Annotated in this window: 24 protein-coding genes and 1 pseudogene; 5 read left to right on the forward strand and 20 right to left on the reverse strand. The window is 39.8% G+C overall.

Features of this window, described 5'->3' with window-relative positions:
• Positions 1-23: 23 nt before the first annotated feature.
• The 5 genes from MHH25_RS24440 to MHH25_RS24460 form a co-directional block, all read right to left on the reverse strand.
• Positions 24-383 carry a hypothetical protein gene (locus tag MHH25_RS24440; protein ID WP_340018395.1) on the reverse strand — a complete coding sequence of 120 codons (360 nt, stop codon included), beginning with the start codon at positions 381-383 and terminating at the stop codon, positions 24-26.
• Positions 384-417: 34 nt separating this feature from the next.
• Positions 418-846, reverse strand: a complete 429-nt coding sequence (locus MHH25_RS24445) for a hypothetical protein (RefSeq protein WP_340018396.1) — start codon at positions 844-846, stop codon at positions 418-420.
• A 252-nt stretch (positions 847-1,098) separates the two neighbouring features.
• The gene (locus tag MHH25_RS24450; RefSeq protein WP_340018397.1) at positions 1,099-1,863 is read right to left on the reverse strand and encodes a hypothetical protein; all 765 of its coding nucleotides are present in this window, start codon (positions 1,861-1,863) and stop codon (positions 1,099-1,101) included.
• Between the two features lie 122 nt (positions 1,864-1,985).
• The gene (locus MHH25_RS24455; RefSeq protein ID WP_340018398.1) at positions 1,986-2,633 is read right to left on the reverse strand and encodes a hypothetical protein; all 648 of its coding nucleotides are present in this window, start codon (positions 2,631-2,633) and stop codon (positions 1,986-1,988) included.
• A 14-nt stretch (positions 2,634-2,647) separates the two neighbouring features.
• The gene (locus tag MHH25_RS24460; RefSeq protein ID WP_340018399.1) at positions 2,648-3,220 is read right to left on the reverse strand and encodes a hypothetical protein; all 573 of its coding nucleotides are present in this window, start codon (positions 3,218-3,220) and stop codon (positions 2,648-2,650) included.
• A 283-nt stretch (positions 3,221-3,503) separates the two neighbouring features.
• On the opposite strand from MHH25_RS24460, the gene MHH25_RS24465 reads away from it, so the two are divergent.
• A complete protein-coding gene (locus MHH25_RS24465; RefSeq protein ID WP_340018400.1) occupies positions 3,504-4,103 on the forward strand; it encodes a helix-turn-helix transcriptional regulator in 600 nt (199 codons plus the stop codon).
• A 339-nt stretch (positions 4,104-4,442) separates the two neighbouring features.
• On the opposite strand, the gene MHH25_RS24470 is transcribed toward MHH25_RS24465, so the two are convergent.
• On the reverse strand, positions 4,443-4,754 hold the full coding sequence (locus tag MHH25_RS24470) for a hypothetical protein (RefSeq protein ID WP_340018401.1): 312 nt from the start codon (positions 4,752-4,754) through the stop codon (positions 4,443-4,445).
• A 166-nt stretch (positions 4,755-4,920) separates the two neighbouring features.
• A complete protein-coding gene (locus MHH25_RS24475; protein WP_340018402.1) occupies positions 4,921-5,355 on the reverse strand; it encodes a hypothetical protein in 435 nt (144 codons plus the stop codon).
• A gap of 427 nt (positions 5,356-5,782) precedes the next feature.
• Between MHH25_RS24475 and MHH25_RS24480 the strand changes: the two genes are divergently transcribed.
• The 3 genes from MHH25_RS24480 to MHH25_RS24490 all read left to right on the forward strand — a co-directional run bounded on the left by MHH25_RS24480 (position 5,783) and on the right by MHH25_RS24490 (position 8,074).
• Positions 5,783-6,025, forward strand: a complete 243-nt coding sequence (locus MHH25_RS24480; protein ID WP_340018403.1) for a helix-turn-helix transcriptional regulator — start codon at positions 5,783-5,785, stop codon at positions 6,023-6,025.
• Positions 6,026-6,346: 321 nt separating this feature from the next.
• Positions 6,347-7,174, forward strand: a complete 828-nt coding sequence (locus MHH25_RS24485; protein ID WP_340018404.1) for a hypothetical protein — start codon at positions 6,347-6,349, stop codon at positions 7,172-7,174.
• Positions 7,175-7,336: 162 nt separating this feature from the next.
• Positions 7,337-8,074, forward strand: a complete 738-nt coding sequence (locus MHH25_RS24490; protein ID WP_340018405.1) for a hypothetical protein — start codon at positions 7,337-7,339, stop codon at positions 8,072-8,074.
• A gap of 159 nt (positions 8,075-8,233) precedes the next feature.
• Here MHH25_RS24490 and MHH25_RS24495 read toward each other — a convergent pair whose 3' ends face one another.
• The 11 genes and pseudogenes from MHH25_RS24495 to MHH25_RS24545 all read right to left on the reverse strand — a co-directional run bounded on the left by MHH25_RS24495 (position 8,234) and on the right by MHH25_RS24545 (position 19,209).
• The gene (locus MHH25_RS24495; protein WP_340018406.1) at positions 8,234-9,256 is read right to left on the reverse strand and encodes a hypothetical protein; all 1,023 of its coding nucleotides are present in this window, start codon (positions 9,254-9,256) and stop codon (positions 8,234-8,236) included.
• A complete protein-coding gene (locus MHH25_RS24500) occupies positions 9,249-10,571 on the reverse strand; it encodes a DNA sulfur modification protein DndB (RefSeq protein ID WP_340018407.1) in 1,323 nt (440 codons plus the stop codon). The genes MHH25_RS24495 and MHH25_RS24500 overlap by 8 nt, the downstream gene beginning before the upstream one ends.
• A 917-nt stretch (positions 10,572-11,488) precedes the next feature.
• Positions 11,489-11,641 (reverse strand): annotated as a pseudogene (locus tag MHH25_RS24505) (helix-turn-helix transcriptional regulator); the annotation flags it as partial.
• Positions 11,642-11,813: 172 nt separating this feature from the next.
• On the reverse strand, positions 11,814-12,101 hold the full coding sequence (locus MHH25_RS24510; protein WP_340020561.1) for a hypothetical protein: 288 nt from the start codon (positions 12,099-12,101) through the stop codon (positions 11,814-11,816).
• On the reverse strand, positions 12,040-12,735 hold the full coding sequence (locus MHH25_RS24515) for a nucleotidyl transferase AbiEii/AbiGii toxin family protein (RefSeq protein ID WP_340018408.1): 696 nt from the start codon (positions 12,733-12,735) through the stop codon (positions 12,040-12,042). Before MHH25_RS24515 ends, MHH25_RS24510 begins: the two co-directional genes overlap by 62 nt.
• On the reverse strand, positions 12,735-13,343 hold the full coding sequence (locus MHH25_RS24520) for a type IV toxin-antitoxin system AbiEi family antitoxin domain-containing protein (RefSeq protein ID WP_076211329.1): 609 nt from the start codon (positions 13,341-13,343) through the stop codon (positions 12,735-12,737). The genes MHH25_RS24515 and MHH25_RS24520 overlap by 1 nt, the downstream gene beginning before the upstream one ends.
• 357 nt (positions 13,344-13,700) lie before the next feature.
• Positions 13,701-14,690 (reverse strand): YhcN/YlaJ family sporulation lipoprotein, encoded by a 990-nt coding sequence (locus MHH25_RS24525; protein WP_340018409.1) that lies wholly within the window; start codon positions 14,688-14,690, stop codon positions 13,701-13,703.
• 272 nt (positions 14,691-14,962) lie between these two features.
• The gene (locus MHH25_RS24530; protein ID WP_340018410.1) at positions 14,963-15,979 is read right to left on the reverse strand and encodes a DUF4340 domain-containing protein; all 1,017 of its coding nucleotides are present in this window, start codon (positions 15,977-15,979) and stop codon (positions 14,963-14,965) included.
• Positions 15,976-17,370 (reverse strand): GldG family protein, encoded by a 1,395-nt coding sequence (locus MHH25_RS24535; RefSeq protein WP_150366093.1) that lies wholly within the window; start codon positions 17,368-17,370, stop codon positions 15,976-15,978. The genes MHH25_RS24530 and MHH25_RS24535 overlap by 4 nt, the downstream gene beginning before the upstream one ends.
• A gap of 4 nt (positions 17,371-17,374) precedes the next feature.
• The gene (locus MHH25_RS24540) at positions 17,375-18,091 is read right to left on the reverse strand and encodes an ABC transporter permease subunit (RefSeq protein WP_340018411.1); all 717 of its coding nucleotides are present in this window, start codon (positions 18,089-18,091) and stop codon (positions 17,375-17,377) included.
• The gene (locus MHH25_RS24545) at positions 18,088-19,209 is read right to left on the reverse strand and encodes an ATP-binding cassette domain-containing protein (protein ID WP_340018412.1); all 1,122 of its coding nucleotides are present in this window, start codon (positions 19,207-19,209) and stop codon (positions 18,088-18,090) included. The genes MHH25_RS24540 and MHH25_RS24545 overlap by 4 nt, the downstream gene beginning before the upstream one ends.
• Positions 19,210-19,454: 245 nt before the next feature.
• Here MHH25_RS24545 and MHH25_RS24550 point away from each other — a divergent pair, with 245 nt between their 5' ends.
• Complete coding sequence (locus tag MHH25_RS24550; protein ID WP_340018413.1) at positions 19,455-20,528, forward strand: glycosyltransferase; 1,074 nt, start codon at positions 19,455-19,457, stop codon at positions 20,526-20,528.
• Positions 20,529-20,593: 65 nt separating this feature from the next.
• Here the strand turns inward: MHH25_RS24550 and MHH25_RS24555 are convergent, their stop codons facing one another.
• Both MHH25_RS24555 and MHH25_RS24560 read right to left on the reverse strand, forming a co-directional pair.
• Positions 20,594-22,123, reverse strand: coding sequence for a DHA2 family efflux MFS transporter permease subunit (locus tag MHH25_RS24555; protein ID WP_340018414.1), 1,530 nt, complete (start codon positions 22,121-22,123; stop codon positions 20,594-20,596).
• 218 nt (positions 22,124-22,341) lie between these two features.
• A complete protein-coding gene (locus MHH25_RS24560) occupies positions 22,342-22,701 on the reverse strand; it encodes a hypothetical protein (RefSeq protein ID WP_076319754.1) in 360 nt (119 codons plus the stop codon).
• Positions 22,702-22,773: the final 72 nt, after the last annotated feature.

Raw genomic sequence — 22,773 nt, forward strand, 5'->3', positions numbered from 1 at the left:
TTTGCGCCACCCATTATAAATTTTTAAAACTTGAACTCAGCTTTAACTTCTTGTTTATAATAGTCAACAAATAGATCAGCAAAGTCCTTAATGTGCTCTTCCTGACCATAAAAATCAGAAAAATACTGATACATTCTTACCACAATCTGTTTTTGTTCATTCGGATCGTATTCCCAAACACTCATATCGCTAAGGGCCTCATGAATTTCATTCATAATTATTTCCTTTTCTTCAGGTGATGCTCCACTAATATATTCAAGCCAAATACTCAACGTGTTGCATAACGCTTTACCTAAAGAACGTTCTCGCTCTGATAAAAATTCATTTAAATCATCCAGTATTATTCTGACTAAAAAAGAAATCGATTCATTGCCTAGTTTCAAATGAACACCCCCTCCTTATGAAATAAACCTTCCATCAACTCACTTCTAAATGTAAAGTAATCCAACTACCATCAATCGTATAGCCAAAATGCCTATATATTGCAATAAGATCATTTCTTGATATTCCATTAGGAAATAATTCGCCTTCAATTATGTGCATCTTTACAGATCTTAACTCCATTTCGAAGGCGATTTCCTCAATTTGCGGCAACACTTCGAGAAAAAAGTCATGCAATAGTCTTCCATGTCTAACACCTTGGTTTTGCACTTTAAAATCCGTAATATAAATTTTTCCATCATAATAATAATTGAATATTAAATATCCAACATCATGAAATTGTTCATTCTGAATCGTTAGCCTAAAAGGACGCACCATTCCTTGTCTTAGCTCAGAGATATCACATGATAGTTTGACCGCTTCTTTATTTCTATCAAGAGCACTTTTTCGAATGTGATAATACATAAGTTCAACTCCTATTTTTTCAATTCATACGAAATTTAACTTTGAAAAAAAGTATTATTTCACAAAGATAATCTCGAAATTTTATCGGTACATAATACGCTGGTCCCTATCAACACACTTACTTCACTACCACAATTATACAACAACAAGTGTCATTCTACCTATGTTTTCTGAATCAATTGAGCTAAAGTGACCAATTTAACTACTACTCGGTCAACAATAAAAAAGCACCCCGAAGGATGCCTTAGAACTTTACTCTGGATGCTTAAATTTAATTGTGCGAGGGAATTTCTTTTTAAAAGAGAAAAACTTCGCAAATCCAATAAATGATGCAATAAACGCACCAATAAATACTGAAATAAATACGTTCAAATATGACATATCTGTACTAGTTTCTTTAAAAACATAGAAAACATAGACAAAGAGTACTGCAATTAAGATAGAAATTAATAAGGGAGCACTTAAACTTAAAAGCAAAAGAAGCCAAGGCTTTTTGATTTTCTTTATATATTCTATTTGACCTCTATTCTTGATTCCATTAACAAGTCCTTTGACTGTCCCTTTAATTATCGGTTCAGATTTACTTTCTGTATGTAGAATATCTAATACAACCCCATCTTTTTTATCCCAGAAATCAAAGCTAATCTCCACTTCATTGCCATCTACATCAAAGGCTTCAGCCTTGTTTATTTCTCTAGAGCAGCCTACCAAACTAACATTAAAAATTTTAGTTTGAGAATCCAGCACCACTCTTAATGGGTCATCCTTTGTTATATCAGTCCTGTTGATAGTGTTTTTCCCATCGTTCCATACTATCACTTGAGACCTATACAAACTTTCAATTTTTTCTCCCGAAAGTGTCACTTCAAAGTCCTGTGGTAGATTTAAGCCAAGATTACCAATAATTTTTAAATTGCTGGTTTGGTAGCCTATTCTAGCTTTGTTCCGGGTAAAGTATGATACAAGTATAGTAAGTATTGTACCAAGTACGGCTCCAATTACAGTTAGTAGCATCATTTTTCTCCTCTCATTATAGAAATAATTTTACAACGAGATTCTACAAATTAATAGACGCTTCGAAATCTTATCATAGATAACAAAATGGGACTCATCCACATGGACAGTTCAATAGATTTTGATTATTTATGTTTGTTATAGAGCTCCTCAAATCTATTCATAGAACTTTTAAAATCTGTGTATAAAAAGTCAGCCCGTATTTTAAAATCATTGCTTCTTAACATTTGTTTTATCACATTGCTACGACTATGGTCTCCGTTTAACTCAACTGGTTCAGATATGTTTTCTATTATTGCAATAATACACAAATACAAGCTTTCAGTGGCACTATCCAAATATCCGATTTCTATTGAATAACTGGAGCTTTGCCATTCTCTAATGTTAGCTTCGATCTCATTTTGTAATTTTTCGACCTGAGGCAGTAAAATTTCTGCCTCAGTGATTGTAAGAAACTCTATCTCTTCACCTATACTCCCTCTCCAGCTAGACAACTTTTCATAAATAGGAGTAAACACTTCAAGAAATTTATCGTGTTCGATCTCCTCCTGCTGTTTTGCTAAATTTTCTTCAGCCATCTTCTTTAGGCTTACTGCATCAGCATTGTTTGGTTGCTCTATTAACGCTACATTAAGACTTTCCAAAGCCTTAGCATAGTCGGAAGACTTCATAGCATTTCTTGCTTGCTCCATTGATTGTTCATACTCATCAAACAACGTGCAGGACGTACAAAGCAAGAAAAGCAGTAAATATACTGAAACACTTTTAAGCATAGTATAAACTCCTTCTATTTGTACCCCATCTTGTTTAGCAGCCTTTCAACCTCTTCTAATAGTGGTCTAGCAGCATCAATAATATACTTTACAGAATCATTTATTGTAATTTCAATTTCATCATCAACATGTTTAGAAAGCTTATTATATTTGATAAGGTCATAATCTCCCCACCATCTCTTGCTCATGTCAAAGATAACTTTACGCTTGGGAGTTGTCATAGCTGGAATTGATTCAATTGCAGTATTTAGAGATTCATAGCCACGCATGTACTCCCATAACCTTTCCAGTAAGTCTTTGTGATCTTCTACATTTAAGAGTGAACTGTTATTTACTATTTGTCCCGTTAATGTGTTTCTCAAGTAATACTTCCCTTTAGCATCATAATGTTTAAGTACCGTATCTAATTCGTGTCTAAGCATATGTAATAACTTAAGACGCTGATTCTTTTCAGCCCTCTTCTCTTTTCTGTCTGCTCTCCAATTAGCAAGCCACCAACCTATAAGTACAGCAATTAAAGGCATTATAACGCTTCCTATTACACCACTTTTCCACATAGCCTTTATCCAATCTATCGTCCCTTCCAATACCTTACCACTCCTTATTTAGGATAGAAATATTATACCACTAACAAAAGTGTAAAAAGATAATGATATATTCTTATCAACATTGTTATTTGATTTTACTAGGCAACTTAGTAATTCGATTAAATCTTTCAAGTATATCTTGGATTGATATTTAACGCGTTAGATTCACATTCACTGTATTACACAATCTCATGCATAAGTGTTTCCAATTAAGGGAATAGTAACTTCACCTGTATCATACTTCTATAGAAATTCATTATCCTGAATATACAAGGAGTTAACTATGGAGATTTTTTCTGCAAGACTAAAATGCCTTAGAGAAAGAAATGCATTATGCACTTACCAAATTGCTGATAAACTGAGTCTCTCAACTTTAAGCTACGAAGATCTTGAAAATGGACAACGCAAACCAGATGTAGACATGCTTGCTAAACTTCCAGACATACTGGGAGAAAGTGTAGATTTTCTAATAGGTGTAACAGACTATGATAAATTATGCGCTCACTTTAAGCTTCAATATATGCGTAGTGTAGTGGGTTACGTTGTCAGTGAGCAACGAATGAAAGAACTTGAAGAGATACTTTCTGAAAGCCATAGTAAATCAACACAATATCAATTAGAAACAAATACTAATATCACTAAAGAATATGTAAGTGACATGCTAAAATTTAAAGCTGAACAAAGAGAACTAAGAGACACTTTATATACCCGCTTGAGAGAAATCCCTTTTGTCTCCATTAAGACCTTTCGTAACATTGATAACGAAGTTGCTGAAACAATCAGTAGAATTTCTTCAAACTTCAGTGAATATTATCCCCCACTATTAAGTATCGACTGGAGACTTTCCTCCTTCAAAAACACTTACCCGCCTAGACCAGATTAATTGAATTCGGCTACAATAACAAAAAAAGACAGCACCTAATTGTGCCATCCTCATAAATCATATTCAATTTTCATCATCATTCGTTTCTGTTGCCTAATCAATGTTAACTCTTCACGTATTTCCATCCTACGTTCAATTGTTATGTCTAGTCTCGATCCTTCAGCAACCAGATGGCTATACCTTGTCTCAATTGTTATAGGCTTACGTTGTTTCTTTGGCTTAATACAATTGGCTCTGCTTATACTACTAGGGGACTGATACGGAATTTCCGTATGATTCAGGCTCATTATCGTTTCAAATAATGAATCTCCATTATACATCGAATCTCATTCTCCTCTATCAATACTTGTTTTCATTTGGTAGTGGTCTAAGCACCTCACGAAATAAATCTGCAAAAAATGATTCCAGCCAACTCAACTCTTCACTAAACGGTGGTAGCAATTTAGCATCAAGTAAGTCAATCATTGTTTGATATCGAATATCGCTTTCTTTTGCCCTTTCCATCATCCCTATAACAATGGCAACATCCAATCCATAACTGGTAAAGTATTTATCAATGGCTTCACGAGTACGTTGATAATGATCATAATTCCATGCCGATTTTTCATCAGGTGGTAAATTGTAGTAATCCGGTTTGTACAACTCCTTCATGTGTGTCCTCCCTTAGTCAAAGTGAAATCGGAATTTCATCAAGTTATTTTCGGGAGTTGTTAAACGAATTATGAAAATCTCGTTACAGTACACTGTTACAATGTTCGATTTATCTTATTCTCCGGTCAGGGAGCTAACCTTCTACCTGTCATACAGTGCGAATAAATTAATTAAGGTACAATCGTTCCAGCACATCATTGAGATGTATGTTATTCTCTATTCGTTTTATTCTCATCACATCTTTGATATCGATTCTCCATTGTTTAACCCGTTCAAGATGAGCATTAGACACACTATGTTTGAAATACTGCACCAAAGCCTGTAACGGATTAAGCATGTACATATCCAAAAATGATTCGTCTGACATTGGATTGATGTAAAGTTGTTCTTCCCTCATCTCGTCAAGTAAAGCATGTATATTTGAACCAGCTGGTTTGTGAGGGACACGCATCATGAATTCGTAACGTAACTCATCTGAAGTAAGCACAGCTTTCATGTTAGCAATCAATCCATGAGCTTTAGGGTTAATTTCCAATTTAGTAATGATTGATTCAAACTTTAAAGGAACATTTTGAACGAATAGATTAAATGTGATTGTCATTATGTATTAGTCTCCTTTGGGGTTTGTTTTGTTGACTAAACGTTTGCAACACATTTCAATTCAATTTAGTTGCCGTTACGTGTACGAATGAATAATTGTCCGTTAATCAATTTAGCGTGCTTGTACATGGTATCGCTCTTTTGTGAATGAGTTTACTTTCCAGATAAGTTGTTACATAAAATTTTATCTTACTAAGATACTATCTTATACAATGTAAGTTACAGTATATTGTTGCTGATTTAATTCACTTTCCCAAATCTAAAAGCAGGTTACACTAAGCTGTTAATGATGAAATGTTGTGGATGGTGTACAATGTGTATGCAGGTGTTAACGTTTAATCTAGATTCGCTTATGCGAATCAATAATACTCCTTCATATTATTCGCTTAAGAGAATCATGTCAACTATTTTCTAGGGGGAATTTCTAGTTGCACGTTCTTAAAATTAAACTTAAAGATGTATTAAAACAGCGAAACATTACCCAAAGGCAATTGGAGAGCTTGTCTGGAGTTAATCAAGCTAGAGTATCGCAACTCTGTAAGCCGGGGAGACAAGAGATTAACTTAGGTATCCTTGAGAAAATAGCCGCTGCCCTAGATATCACAGACATATCTGAGCTGATTCAGTTTGAAGAAGTACCACACATAGAAAATGAACCTGACTCAAAATAAGTTGGGTCTTTTTTTGTTTTTCTATTTTGCTGAATTTTACCGTCACTTTTATCTAAAAGGATAAAAAAATGCGATATTGTATAAAGTGGATCGTCTTTTTTATTCCGTTCATAAAATAAAAAAAGCAATCCATTGGGACTACTTAATGATTTATAAGATATATCATAAATTCGTAATTCTAATTACGAGTTTATTTAAATATTCCTCAAGCTAGTCAATAAGATATGAGGCTATTTTGTAGAAGTTAGGAAGATCGTCTATCAACATATTACACTTCAAATCATATTCTAGAATATCAAAATAACAGGAGGATTAGATATAGTGAAAATAAATAATAAAAAAACTCTTCACAACAGGCCATCCAACAAAAAAATTGATTCAAAAAACAAATGTGGTTGCTCCAAAACCAAAAAGGGAAGTGGAAAGAAAACTGATTCAAAAAGAGTTAATATTGAAAGATCAGTAACTCTCTCAGATAAGGCTATTAAAAGTAAACTCAATAAACCATTAAAATGTAAAAAAGTAAAGACATTAGGTGGCAAGCGTACAACTACTATCTATGAAAAATCATCTGTTCCTGTTACAGGAGGAGGAGACGCCTTTGATATCGATTCGTTGGGTATTGTGTTGGGGCCTGATGTTAGTCTAGGACAAATACAAATCTCCGAAGACTTATTTACAGCTAGAGCAAGAATAAATGGTACAACGGGTTGCGGGATTATAAGAGAATACTCATGTCCAATAGGGACTACTAATAAAAGATTTTGTACACAAACAGGTATTCGTTTACAAAGATGTAAATGGACTAGAACTGGAGCTATTTCAATAAATGCAAATGTAACAATACCTTCTACCTTCTCTAATCTTTATAACAACAATTCTAATGTAAGGTCGTGTATTTCCGAAAAGATTGGAGTAATGAGAGATTATATTTTAAACAATATTGGGCCAATATCTCAGCTAGATGTCAATTTTTTAAATAACAATCTTCCTCGAATTCAAATAGAGGCTATTACAAATTACCAGTCTCAAGTTAATTCCTGTCTTTCAGCTTATATGAGCTCAGGAGATGCATATGCGTTATCTAATGGTATTCGAGTGAGAGCTAGAGTTCATTTCAGCTCACTGTCACCGTGGACTAGAGTGTAGCTATATCTGTATTTAATACCTCTGTCCAGAATAAGAGCCGTTCAGACTATTTGAATGGCTCTTTCTCATGCTTCAAAACATACATTTAAATGCTATTCTGACTCATTCATTTTAACCGTCAACATATGATACAATCAGATAAAAAAAGTAGGTGACTATATAATGTTTTCTATTTATGAATTGGCAGATGAAGAAAATCACCTTATCATGGAAGCATCTAATAACTATGGTCAATTCTTTAATTTAGCTAAAGATACAGTCGATTATTCATGGAAATTCGTAGGACCAATTCAAGACAATGCCTATGTTTTCAATGCTTTTCTTACACAGGCAAGCAAGTCGTTGTCATTGGCGCTCCTTTCAATTGTAAGACATCACTTAACACAAACTTATCAACTGCTAAGGAATGCTATTGAATCTATCTCTTTAGCTTGCTACTCATTACATAAACCTGAAGAGAACAATTATGTAAGATTTGATCCGGATAGCGAGAAGTTATTAGATAAACCTAAAGTTAAAGTCAAAGCTTACAAATGGTTAAATGAGAGTTACCCTAAACATTCAAAGCATCTTGAAAAAATCAAATCTGAATTTATCAATAAGATGTTTGCCCATTCTAATCTAATAGATGCAGTTACAAGTGTTAAGTATTCCGACAGTAATACCCATAATTCGGTTTTTGACGATATTAAACCTTTAACATTAAAAATGATGCTGGTGAGTTTATCTAATTTGACTATTATGATGGTCGAACTTGTTGGTGAGGTATTGAAAGATTATCCTTTGGCAAAATTGAAAGTCGGATTTGATGAACAGATTCAACACTTTAGAGCAATTAACATGAGTCAATTTAAAACTATCAATGCTGATCCTTCGTACCCCAGACACGGAAAATACTAATTCAACTGTACAACCAAGATCCACAAATTATGTGGGTCTTTTATACTTAAAATTCAACTTCCATATGTAATTTCTCCATGTAGCTTCCCTTCTGCTCTGGATGTTTCTTTCTCAAGAAAATCAAAAAGGTGTCACCAAGTGCCACCCCTCACAGTAAAATTACTCCAATTCATAAACAGATTCAAGGTTTTCCATGTTCAAGAAATCCTTTTTCAATCTAGCGTAAACATAACCTCCATCGCGTGTACGCCCTACATTATAACGTTCACAAATAGCATAATATTCCTCTTTACCAAGTTTACCACTTGCTTTATACAGTTCATGTGCCATATATAACATTCCACTGTTTCTGATATTTGTAGGCGTTAATGTTGGAACTTGATACAGCTCTGATATCTTCTTTATTCTTCTATTGATCAATGCGGAAGCTGCTGGTACGTTACCCTCCACACCTGTACGTGCATCAGCCGCGCCACGAACTATGTAGTCCGTTTTAGTAAGATAGTTTTTGTTGTTTCTCATGCCTTCAAAATCTAATCCATTATTCTTGAAATTGACCTCTTCATTGTTTGCAGTTCTCATAATGTTATATAGCTCGTTTGAGATGGGAATTATCCTTGACTCTTTGTTGCCCTCAGATGTTTCATTGAATAATTCAACTTCATAACTCAACGGATCGCTACTAACTTCTCTTACTCTCTCCATTTTAAGGGTCAAAAGTTCATTATATTGTCTACCGTATACACCTTCAAATATTCCCAATATAGTCAATTTATCTTGATGGTTAATACAATTTTTTACCCATTTCATAATATTGTCATGATGGAATAAACTCGGCTCACTTGTATCTAAAAATTGTTTGTAAAACTCATCAGAGCTAACCGCATCAAGTGGATTAATGTTGTCTACACGCAAATCCTGTTCAATTGCCCATCTTATATAATTTAGTATTATGATTCCTGTGGCAGTGATTGTAGTCATCTTTGTGGACTTCAACAAGAACAATACCTGTTTAATTTCGTTTAAGTTAAAATCGTATAGATCACGACCTAATTTACCTTCAATACTCGAAGCTCTCTTTAGCACACGTCCATATGAGATTTTTGCAGCTTCACTCTGATTTTTCAAGTATCGTTCTTTCACGGATGAATTGTAGAAGGATTCATCATAGATTTTATTCACACTGTACACCTCTAAATATGGAGTCGAAATACTTGATAAGATCCTCACGTATACGCTTGTTTCCGGTTAATGTCTTCTTTTCATTCAGTAGATTTAATAGTTTTTCATCTTCTAGATTAATGCTATCAATGTAATGAGATAATTTCTGTAACGGAATCTTTTTCTCATACATGTAATGAGCTAGAACGATATATCCTATAAACATTAGAGGGTGACTCATAATGTGACTTCCTCGTAGTTTTACATTGGTTGAAAACTCATCTGGATAGCTCCCTACTAAATAAGCAACGAATTCTAATAAGTAATCCGATACTTGAAGCACATCAAATTGCCTTTCCAATTTGAACACTTTATCTACAGCATAAGAAAGGATATCAAAAGTTGTAAGTTCTCCAACTAAATCACTTACTTTGTTAGATGATGCAATCTGTTTCCCGATTTCAGACTTACGTTGCAGATTTGCCACTACTTTATCAGACAATCTCTCTTGAGCTAATTCTTCTCTTCTTTCTTTCTTTAACACGTTAACTGTATTAATCTGACCAAAGTATCTTTGAGCTGTATCATGGTCATACGATCTTATTGATAGAATCAATTCCAAGTCCAAGTGTGGATTGACTTGTAGCGCAACCACACCACCTTGTAAGCGATGAAAACCATCAAGGATGGATATAACAGCGCCCTCGTTTATTGTCAGTGTGTTGGACTCCTCGTTGTACGTGACAGGGTCTACTTCACTTGAGAATACATTGAGAGTGATCATATCTTCAAAATAACTGTTGGAAGCCATTTTATCAGCAATCCTTTTAACACTGGCCTTGTTTACAATAGGAGTCCTAACTATACCTCCTGACTTGTTTGTCTTATAGTTGACTCCACGTTGTGTTTCATCGTCATAAATAATTAACTGGCTGTCGTACAAGTTGACTAAATTTTGAATTGAAATCTTTGTGATGTAGCTATCAAATTTAATCCTTGTACATTCTTCAAAATGAATAGGCAAAGTGACTCTTTCTTGAACTGATTGACTAAGAACATTCTCCGCTTCTTTAATTTCTCGCTTACCAAAATACCTATCTGGGTTGAATAGTTTATCCTCTGTTACTTCATATAAAGCTTTGGTTAGGCCATAAAGCATGGGAACATCTAAATTGGAAACAGACTCCACATTAGATATTATCGAATTAATCTCTTCAACTGGAACATTTAATTCGATTAGTTGAACCTGTAATTGGTGCTTTACTTTTTTAGTTTTAAGAACTAATTCAAGATGAGTCAAAAGGATTTGTTCAACTTCTATTCTATCGACCTTCATATGTATCTTCACTCCTTAAATACAGTATAGCACCCGCCAAAGTGATTTTAAACGTAAAGATACGTATGGAGTGTCACTAAATGCACCACTGAAGACTTCCGAAATTCGGAACCACAGTGTCACCCGGTGACACGATTTCAGATGGCGAGGATTAGCTGTGTTGGAGTTTCATGAGTCGGGTGACAACTGTCGGGAAACAAAAAACAGCCGTGTGAGGGCTGTTTAGGCTGTGTGACATTATGCGTTTTTATATCTTTGATTGGTACGATCTATTTTATAATCAGTCAGCACATATTTTGAGTAAATCCCCTGTCTCATGCACTCACCACAATATGATCCGACTTCAGTTTGACTTAAACGAATAGTTTTTTGACATCTGCTGCATCTGCACTTCAAAAGCCCGTTTCTCAGCTCATCATACTTCTTAACAAGAGCTAATGTCTTTCCATTAGTGTATCCTTCTTTAACTCGTTGCTTTTTACGATGATTGTTTGGTTTAAACCTCACTAAAAGAACCAACTCCTTACATTCTGATTCTTTATATTGTAACACGTTTCGACATAATAACCCGAGTTTTTACATCATACAACAAAATAAAAAAAGCCCTCTAAGGGGCTGTATTTGAGAAGTCAGGCTTAAAGTATCCAGCATCAACCATCCAACTTGTCCAAATTGATTCAGTCAGATCGGCTAGGCCATGCCATGTTATTAAAGTTAGTTCATTGAAACTTGGAATGTGCTTATAAAGCAAGATTGCAATTACTACTGCTCCAAGTACAAACATATATTTGATTGCATCCAATTTAATAGCGCGTATGTTTTCCATCTCCTCGATAATTATAGGGATATTATACCATGCATGCGAACTCACTTTCTACTTTACCGCATTATCCCTATCTTATGATAATTTCAAATCGCATCACATTCGAAATATGGTTACGCACCGTTTTCTCGCTGATGAATAACTGCCCTGCGATGTCACGCGTTGTTTTGTCTTGAACCAGTAATTCGAATACTTCGCGTTCACGGTGGGTCAACAAAAATTTGCTTTTATGATCGATACCCTTCAATGTTCACCCCTCCTTGCTCGGGTTGTGTTGGTGTAACAAGGTTAAGGGGATACAGTCAACTCATCTTATGTCAGGTCAAGGGCGTTGGTTCAGTTTTATAAGAAAAATGGGCAGTAATTTGCATACATCCCTCTAAAATAGTTGGTGCATAGTTCAAAAAATTATGTATTAATCAGTTATTGTTCTTCCATGCCCTTTCGGTATAACTCCAACGCTTAAAAAACTCTTTCTCATCAATTATTGAATGATAAACAGGTTCAAGAAAAGAAACAAGAGCATCCATCACATCCTGAAATGCAAGTTGTTCTTCAACCCCTAAACGACGCAGAAAAGCCTGCCACTGTTTTGTCCGACCTTCATTTTCAGCAAATTCTTCATGAAACAGAGGATGCTCTTTTTCAAAATATTGTGCCCCGTTGTTGGAAGGTTTCGGACACTGCCTCGTGAAGGATTCGACCATCAAAGTTGTTCGTTGTTAACAGCGTATAAATATCATAAAAATCCTTCATCCGACTATTCATCACAGATAATGTGATCATGGCTTCAAATTTTTCTGAAATGACGGATTCCCTCGAGTAGGCTTGAACTTGTGGTGCTGTCATATCCAGGAGAACAGGATATTCAATAAGCTGGGGCTTCGGGACCACCACATCACCAAATCCGATATCAAACTGCAAACTTTTTCTCATCCGCCCTAAAAGAGCAGTTACTTTAATTCTTACTCCCTCATAATCAGCATCTTCTTTAATTCTCTCCGTTGTCAGTTCATCCAACTGAAATGCAATACCATCCGTAGGAACCACTATTGAGCAAATGGAGACAAACGACTCTCTTAATAAATCCAGTTCATTAGCAATCTGTCTGGCGAGAAAATCAACGTCTTTGGTTGGACGTGCCTTGAATTGAGTTTGTGAGAACAAAAACAACCCGCCCTTTAAAATGAATTTATCCCTGTACTCAGAAATGGATAAACGATATAAGAAACGCTCCTGAAAATAAAGCAACAGCAAGGTATCAAATGCTTTTCCTGATTTTTTAGCTATATTTTTCAAACGTTCAGAAACAGAGGCGGGAATATTTTTAATTTCACTCATTAGATCAGCACCTCCAGATACTTTTGCAAAACCGTTCGAATTCGTAGCTTATCAGCATAGGAGACAAGCCTTGTTATATTCTTGTGGGGGGATTGAAGGTAATTCCTCAGCCCTTCCTTCATCAAATCAATTCCAATTTTCTCACGATACCTCACCATATCACAAATTGTTTTCTCACGATCATAAATTTTAACTGCCGAGCCATCAATATAGACTTCATCAATTCCAATTTTGTATTGAGCATCTGCCAAATAGATTACTTTAATAGGAGGATAGTCTGGAAGCTTTGGCTTTTTACCGCCACGATGAATAGCAATCTGATATTCCCATGGATTGTAAGTTGTCAGTTCATAGAAGGAGAGCGCAGAGAGAAGACATATAACTCCTTTGGGAACAAGTTTGGATACCTCAACCATTTCATGGGGCGGTTCATTAAATTGACCAGACTGTCGGTAAATCCCCTGTTTTACCCGTTCAATTTCACCAGCGGACTCCAGTTTTTTTATGTAGTAAGGGGATACGCCCGCTTCTATAAAATCTTTTGTTCGAGCAAAACCATGCTGTTCTTCAAATACTCGCATTGCAGCAACTACAATTTTCTCGTTCATACACTCACCACCATTCACATTTGCGCGTGCATTTCTTGCCTTATCTGGATCTGTTCAGAATTTTCTTTCCAAGTTCATTCTAATCCATAACTATTCCACACCCTAATTTCAATCCCCTTTATTATTCACTAAAAACTCTGCACTTAGACGTAAGAGCAGAACATAATTCTTTTAGGAGCGCAAGAATATTAGATGGTACTTCATTTCGTTAGTCTATTTAGTCTATATGGAAGACAAATATTCTGAATTTATTGAAGAAACATTCAAAGTGAATCCTGTTGAGATTATGTAAGACAAACATGCCCCTGCAGCAGATGTTACCATCTGCGCAAAGGCACACTTGTTCATGTCAAAAAACTACCGATTCATTCGATTCATGACACCACCGTTGTGATTACGGTTCATCAGGCCATCGTCAAGGATGCCATCACGGTTATTCGTATCTGTTCCGTTCGTTGGGAAAATGCGCTCCACCATCGATTGGAACGTATCGATCATGCCACTAACGGGCTTACCGTTACGAATATCTGTGGCATAGTTCTCAACATGCTCCACAAAGTCTGGATTGGCTGATACATATACATTCTCGATATTTGGTGCAAACTGTTTGATTTTGGCTGAAATCTTACCCTTAATCTCAGCTGATGTGTTATCGTCCGTGCTATCTACACGTTGTCCTTCACTTTTCATACCATAATGCCCATCGTCTGTCCCACGTGCTTTACCGCTGTTTGTCAGACCACGCATCATGCCAACGGCGCCTGTGCCCATGGTTCCATAGATGCTGCGGTCATTCCCCATATGGCTGCGATCCGTTGCCGAATTTGTGTTCAGTCCTGGAGCAATTCCGCTAGTGCTGTACGGAGACATTGTGCCCATACCACCATTCACACGCATACCACCCATATCGTGATTCATGTTGCCCCCACGCATGGTATCACTGGCATGATTACGCATCGTTCCATTCAGCATGCTCGTACGACCATTGGACTTGCTCTCCAACTTGCCTGCATGACCATCTGCCAAACGAACTGCGACATAAGCATTACGATCCGTTAACATGACACGGGCGGATTTTACTTCCTTCATCTCCGTGATACGTTTTGCCAGCTCTTCACTGGATTTCAGGTCAGTAACATTGTGCATGCGATAACTTTTCGCACGGATGCCATCCATGCCATTTGTTTCCACACCATAACGGTTAATGCCGTTGGCTTGCTGACGAACACTTTGCGTATGCATATTGTTGGTATCCCGATTCGTGCCACAACCTGTCAAACCGGCCATTACAAAGATTGCAGTAGATAATGATAACGTAATAGCTGTTGCCTTTTTGACTGCTGGCATGTACTCATCCTCCAATGTTTGTTGGTTTTGGTCACAAAGATAGGATGCGCTTCTGTACGTGCCGATATGCTGAAAGGATATGGTACCTTACCCTGTAGATTCAGGTATTCTGGTTTTGGTCTTTGTTTATTGATCTTTGGGTTTTGATCTCTGGACAGTGAGGGCTTCAAGGGCTTCACCAATAAAAAAAAAACAGTGCTGCTTGTTCGCAGCACTGCCTCGAAATCATATTTGAATCTCAACGCAACAATATCACTTATCTTCCGCCCCGCTCATTTCCCGTCTGTCGATGAAGAAGTCGTTTCGTCATTTGCAGAACTCGATGATTCTTCCGACGAAGTTGTGGATGCTTTAATTGTATCCGGGAATTTCTCGGCTTCAGTCAGGCTAATTGCATCCATGCCATATGCCCATTGACCATCCGGCGTAATGACCCAGATCTGATCAGGTTCGGATGGCACCGTAAGTCCCCGATACACATCTCGAACTTGTTGTCCATTAACCATCTGTTCAATAGACAGGGTGAATCGTGGAACCGAATTCTTTAGCTCGGAAGCTTTGCGCACATCATCTGCTGTCGAAAGGTTTTTGATTTTGCCGATAAGAGATACGGCATCTGTGGCTTCAATCGTTTTTCCATTCAGTGTCCAGGTCTGCTCTTCCGCATCGTTCTCCGATGTCGATGTTAACATCCAGGTAGCTGCTTCACCTTCCCACTCCAGAGACCCAACATTTGTCTCATCCATGTTAAAAGGTGTAGTGTCTAATAAGTCACGACGAGACAAAGCTATGCTGGTAATCGCCTCTGTCTGCACGGCAACCACAGGGCCAGAATCAACACGCACATAACGTGCATCATCTGCTGGAAGCTGGCCGCCAATAGCCAGTTTGATCTCCCGATTATCTTTGAGTTTGATATCCATACGTGTAGCATCTGTTCCTAATCCGTACTTATCCAGATCCGTTGGCGCTTCTTCCACCACCAGTTCCTGATTTGCACCACTCAGAGCATCCAGCCAGCTGCTAACACTGTAACCGTTCAGAGGATAGGCTTTTGGCTCAAGCATCTGCCATACGCCATTTTCAAGCGACAAAGTCGAAGATGCTGTTGTACCGGATGTCTCCTCCGTTGTGTCATGTATTGTAATGGATTGGATATCCCCGGATTGAATACCAAGCAACTTGGCTTGAACCGCTTCTTCTTCCCGAAAATAATTTTGACTGGCCGCGTACATCCAGCCCACAATTAGTACGATGACCACCAGAATCGTTGGAACCCATTTTCTCATACTCGTCTGCGCCTCCACCATAAGAGTACACCAATGATAACAAAGATGAGTGGGAATGCTACAATAGCCACGAAGAAAATCGTTCTGGCTTGTTCGCCATTCAGGTATGCCATCTCATACCCAGCTTGTACCCTTGGACGAATCGTCAATCCATTTTCTTTCTCACTCAAATAGTTTACCGTATTCAAAATAAAGTCCCGATTGCCACCATTCGCAATTTCCGAATCCTGCATGAAAATGGACGAACCCAGAATAACTGCCTTCGGTTTACCATCCGTCGTATCGGCTGCATATCCTAATTCAACGGGTCCCTGAATGTCCTCTTCGGCATCATTGGTTGTTTCATTCTGCAATAAGCCGCCGATATTCGTCTCCCCATAACTGTCATTCGAAGAATGCATTAACGGTGAAAGCGTATATTTATCCTGTTCTTTGCTGGTCAGCGCAATCGACAACGACAACATCGGATACAATTGGCTTGCAGCAAGTTTGTCCGTAATTGCATGTGTACCATACTCCGGTACCACCCAGAGTGGCCCCATCGTACTGGCTTGCTGGTTATCCACCATGACCGCATGCTCATCAACGACGCCATAGTCAGCCATGAGGGCATCGATGTTTTTCCAACTGGATTTCATATCTTCTACAAATCCGAGGGATAATAACAGCTTGCCTCCATTACTCAGATATGTACGAATGGCTTTCATTTCGGTATCACTGAGATCGCGTTGTGGGCCAATAATGGCGAGTACATCTGCATCTTCCGGAACCTTTCCGGCTTGATTCAGCTGCAACTCTTCCGTCTGCACATTATTTTGTTCCAAGGAGGATTGCAGCGTAGTCATCTGAGCGAGACTCAGCTCTTCATGCCCAGTCAAAAAGACCATTTTGTGCATCTCCGTGGATGACATATTCATGAGCGCCTGCGTAAGTTTTTCCTCACCTGTGAACTGATATGATCCGTCACTGCCGTCACCTGTCGCGGTAAACAAACTGGCGATATCAATCACTTTGTGTTGATCTCCCTGCTCCAGCACAATGGAGCTGCCTGTTATGCCATATTTGGATGCAAGCGCAGGTTCCTGCGTCAGATTATATTGTTTTATTTTCAGCTTGCTGTTACGTTTCGTGTATTCCTCGACCATATCCGTCACCTCACGGTTCAGGACGGTGTTGTTGGCATTTTCGACCGTTAACACCAGAATGTTGACGTCATCCTTCACATTTTTGATCGCAGTAAGAGACTGGTCAGATAACGTGTATTGTTTGTTCGAGGTCAGATCCAGCTGGAAGCCGCCAAGTGAATTCAGGAACAGTGTTAGCAAAATAAAGATGCCAATCACCGCTACGGACAGCACGGTACTGTTGGTATGACTTAACCATTTTTTCATCTTCTCACCTCCACCGCTTCCGTTCCACAATTTGAATGCTTAACAGCAGAAACACACCCGAAAGGGTGACATAATACAAGATATCCGGCCCACTAAGCACACCTTTCATGAAGCTGTCGAACCGGTTGGTCAGAGCAAACGGGTCCAGCCACTGTTGCAAAGCAGAACCTGTATTTCCTGCGAATGAATCAAGGATCCACAAAACGAGCAAAATAATAAAACCCGCCACCGCAGACACCATCTGATGCTGGGATAATGTAGAAGCGAACAGTCCAATCGCCATCATACTTCCGCCCAGGAAAAATAACCCCAGCGCAGACATCCATACGGTCGTCATATCCAATGTCCCATAGAACGACATGATGAATGGGTACACCAGACTGCACAGAATAAGCACGACCAGAATGGCCAGAGAAGCAAGATATTTTCCAAAAATAATTTCTGTTACACGTGCCGGAGAAGTCAGTAACAATTCATCCGTTCCTTGTCTAAATTCCTCTGCAACCAGTCGCATCGTTAACAATGGCACGACAAACAGCAGCATGGACAACGTATCGCCCAACACGAGACGATAATCGACAATACTCGGCTGGTAATATACAAAGCTTGAATAAAACAGCAAACTAGTCATCAGTACATACACGGCAAAAGCAAAATAGGACGTTGGTGACAGAAAATAAGCTTGCAGCTCTTTATTACATACCGCCATCATTCGTCTCATTTGGAGTCCTCCCCTTTGTGAGCTTGGGGCGAAGTATCGGCTGATGTTCCCGATATACTCGACGAGTCGATGTCCGAAGTTACGTCCTGATCCATCTCTGCCCCAGCAACCTTATCCACATCTGCCGAATTTGCGTCTGTATCTGTTGCCTCAGTTGTGGTCAGCTTCAGGAAGATTTGCTCCAGACTCAGGTTCTCCTTCTTCATCTCCAGTATCGGTAATCCTGCACCTGACAAAAGGTAGAACAGCTCCTCCCGGAAATCTTCCGAGTTTTCTCCAGTAAGCAGCATTTTAACCGTATTCGCCGAATCTGAATGAAGTGAAGTATCTTTGGCGGTATTCGCATCCGACGCTTGAATGACTTCACTCCGCACCTTCTCCCATGGTGTCAGCACATTATGTAATTGCTCCGCAGTGGCCTTCACTTCAATCGACACTTTGAACTGATCCCCCATTGCTGATCCGAAATGCTGAGGTGAACCATCCAGCACGAGCTGTCCCTGATTGATTATCAACATTCGATTACAGAGCGTGCTCACTTCAGGCAAAATATGCGTACTGAGCAGCACCGTATGGTTCTCCCCCAGTTCTCGAATCAGATCTCTGATCTCAATAATCTGATTTGGATCAAGGCCCGATGTTGGCTCATCCAGAACCAGCAGATCCGGCTTGTGAATAATGGCTCCTGCTAGCCCGAGGCGTTGTTTGTATCCTTTGGATAACCCACGTACCATTTGCCTTTCCCGACCCTGAAGTCCAAGTCTGCTAACCATCTCACTGACCCGTAGCTTAACCTCACGTGCCGGGACATCTCGCAAATTGGCTACGAATTTAAGATAGGACTGCACGGTCATATCCGGATAGAGTGGCGGCGTTTCAGGCAGATACCCAATTTTGGAACGAACACGCTGACCCTGCTCATGCACTGATACCCCATCCACCATAATGGTACCCGCGGTTGGATGCACATAACCCGTAACCATACGCATCGTTGTTGTTTTCCCGGCTCCATTGGGTCCGAGAAAGCCAACAATCTCACCACGTTCCATGGTGAAATCCAGTTGATGTACGCCGCGTTGTCCTTCGTAAACTTTGCTGACCTGTTTCACTTCGAGCACATCATTCATCCTTTCCCGTTAAAATACCCGTGCACCATCGTTTAGGTTAGATGATAGACACGGGAAGTTCCTTGTATCTTACGTGAGCTATCCTAGCCTCAGCTTAATGACACTTAAAAGACAGCTTAAAAATATTTGTCCAAAATGTGAACATTCTGACCAACACCCACACCCTGCGCTTAAAGCCAACGTAACATAGAGTACAGGAGAATGTGCTCCTGACCAAAAGTCAGAGGGTGAATCGTGTGAAAGTATTATTCACGTTTTATGTTCCGAGCGGTGGCGTGGATACGTTAAATCGACTGCGCACCGCTGTTCTGAAACGCCATGGCATTGAAGCGCACCTATTGTATCTCAGCACAGGCTCGGGATTGCAGAACAACAGTGATACACCCATTTTCACCGCGTCCAGTGACGAGGATATCCATCATATCATCCATACTCATCATTATGATGCCATCATTGCCACTTCAGACATCGCTATGCCCGGCCGTTTGAGAGGACTTGGTTATACCGGACGAATTATTTTTGAAGCGCAGGGACTCGGAGCACGCGATCAAGCTCTGGAAACGATACAGATGGGTGTCCCATACCTCCAAGCTCATTGTGATGCTGCCGTTATACCTCCCACAGACCACCTGCTGGATATGTTCATTCATATCTGTCCCTGGCTTCATCGGTTTGTTATTCCCAACATGCTGGATACGGACACCTTCGCACCAATCTTGGTGGATACCCCACCCTATCCGGTGCTGGCTTGGGTAGGACGACTTGAACACAACAAAAACTGGCGTGAATATCTAATCATATCGAGTGAAATCGTCAAAAAAAATCCGGAAGCCAGACTATGGTTATTCCACGATCCAACTTTGGCTAATCCAGAAGATGAAGTCATGTTCCGGCACATGCTGGCAGAATACGGGCTTGAAGATAAGATTGGCATCTTTATCAATGTTCCCCATTCTCAGATGCCTACCTACTATTCCATGATCGCGGCTTCAGGGGGCATCATGTTATCCACTTCCCTGCTTGAAGGATTCGGTTATGCCGTCGCTGAAGCCATCTCTTGTGGCTGCCCTGTACTCAGTACGGATTCGGACGGTGTGCGTTCATTTATCACACATAATAAGACTGGTAAGTTTTATCCGATTGGAAATGTAGAGGCCGCTGTAGCCGAAGCAAAGGACCTCATGAAAAACAAGAAACTGCGTGAGTATATTCGTATTCAGGGCAGACAGCATATGAGCTTGTCTTTTTCACCAGATCGATATGCCATTTCTTTCCGTGAAATGATGACAGCACTGCGAATTTTCCATTGAGCATAGCAAAAAAGGCAGTTCAGCAAAATTTCTCTGAACTGCCTTAGTATGGTTTTTATAGAGTCTTAGTGTCCCATCATCATCGCGGGATCAGGCTTGTCGCCATTTTGAAGTTCTTCTTTCGGCATCGGCTTAGGTTTGCGCAGAATCAGACTGAGCAAACATCCGAACAATGCAATACAAGCGGCAAGGAAGAACGTATCATTGAAACCAGCCACCAAACCATGCACGATAGTGGTCGGCTCTGTACTCGTTGTATTGTCTGCGATTCTTGAAGTCAGGAAGCCTGTAAGCCCTGCAACCGCAAAGGACACGACCACTTGCTGTGCAGCCGCCGTGAGCGGTGTCACCCGTCCAACCAACTTACGCGGTGCAGCATTTAATACATGCGTATTGAGTGGCATCATGGACAAGCCCATACCCAGACCCATCATGACCAGAGCCGTTATAATCAGGCCAAGACCTGTCTCTGCCGTAATGGAGGACAGAATAAACAATGCTCCTGAGATAATACCCAGACCCACAAAGGCCAGAGGTCTAGCACCGATTTTATCAAACAACCGACCACCAAGAGGCATACCCACTCCGGAAGCCAACGCCTGTGGCAGTAGAATCAATCCTGTTTCCAGTGCAGTGTACCCTTTGATCTGCTGCAAATAAAGCGGGATCAGGATCATCGCACCGAACAGCGCCACTTGTGACACCCATGCGAGAATAATTCCCCGTGAGAAATCAGATGATTTGAATACCCGGAGTTCGAGCAATGGATTTTGATGACGAAGCTCCACAATAATGAACAAAATGAGTGCTACACCACCCACAATGACACCCGTCAAAGTTGTTGTAGACGTCCAGCTCGTTCCACCCTCACTCACACCGTAAGCCAGCATCGAGAACGCAATTGGCGCCAGAATCATGCCGAGCAGATCCAGTGCAGGTGTGCGTCCACGATCTGTATCCGGCAAAAACTTGATACATAGAATGAAAGCTGCAATACCAATGGGCAAGTTAATCAGGAAGATCCAGTGCCAGCTCAGTGATTCAATAAACCACCCGGACAACACCGGACCTAACGCAGGGGCAAGCAGCATGGGAATTCCCAGCATCCCCATGATGGAACCTCTTCGCTCAGGCGGAGCCAGACGAAAGACCATCGCCATACCAATAGGAGCAACCATGCCTCCACCGAGACCCTGAATGATACGGTAAATGATTAATTGCTCAGGTGATTGAGCGATCGAGCATAACACTGAACCCAAGGTAAACATAGCAATGGTGAACAGGAATACTCTTTTGGCACCAAAACGGTCCGTTAACCAGCCTGCCAGTGGAATAACTGCAGACAAAGCCAAGGTGTAACCCGTAACCGTCCATTGGATCGTTTTAAGATCCGTCTCAAAATATTGAACCAGATTTGGAATGGCCACGTTCACCACCGTGCTATCCAGAATAACCATAATCATTCCGACGATAATTGCCAGGAGTGGCAGTATAATGGCTTTAAGCGAAAACTCTGCCGGCTCCTGGGGTACTGCTGTTTGTTCTTTCACGTTCTCCACACTCTTTTCCAGCCAGTAGATCGCAGCCTTATCCATGCGTCTCACTCAGCCTATATTGACGACCAATTTCAAACTATCGTTTTAAATCGTCGTTTTAAACTTTCGTTTAATACTGATCTAATTCTAATGAAAATACCTTTGCTGTCAAGCTATTTTTTCAGACAATTCTACTATGGATACACCACAAAAAAATGGAACAGGCACCTTCCCTGCTCCACACGTTGATTAATCATGACTATTTAATTATAACCATATCAATCTGCAAGCTTCATCATCTGATATTCTGACAGTATGCCCAATGTCTGACCGTGAATACTCCGGAAATACATTCGAATAACCAGATGATTCGGAGAAGAGCTGTTGCTGATGATCCTCAGCTCATAAGGCTCGGATGACACATCCAGATTATGAATGACCTGATTACCGCCCGCTCCCCCCGAATTTGACGTTAGGTGAAAAAGGTGTCGGTACAGTTCTCCGTGCATACTGGCTCCACCAACAAATACATCCGTCCCTTCCTCGCCGCCCACATAGGCCAACTCCACATCCATGTACTTGATGGGAACAAATGTCTGTAACAGATTCTCATGAATCTCAAGTAAATATACCGCCACTGTAGATCCCTCCTTCGGAGCACATGAACCTTCCTGTACATAGGATATGCTTCCTCTCGTCCATTGCCATTT

The organism is Paenibacillus sp. FSL H3-0457, from assembly GCF_037981725.1.
GTDB lineage: Bacteria > Bacillota > Bacilli > Paenibacillales > Paenibacillaceae > Paenibacillus > Paenibacillus amylolyticus.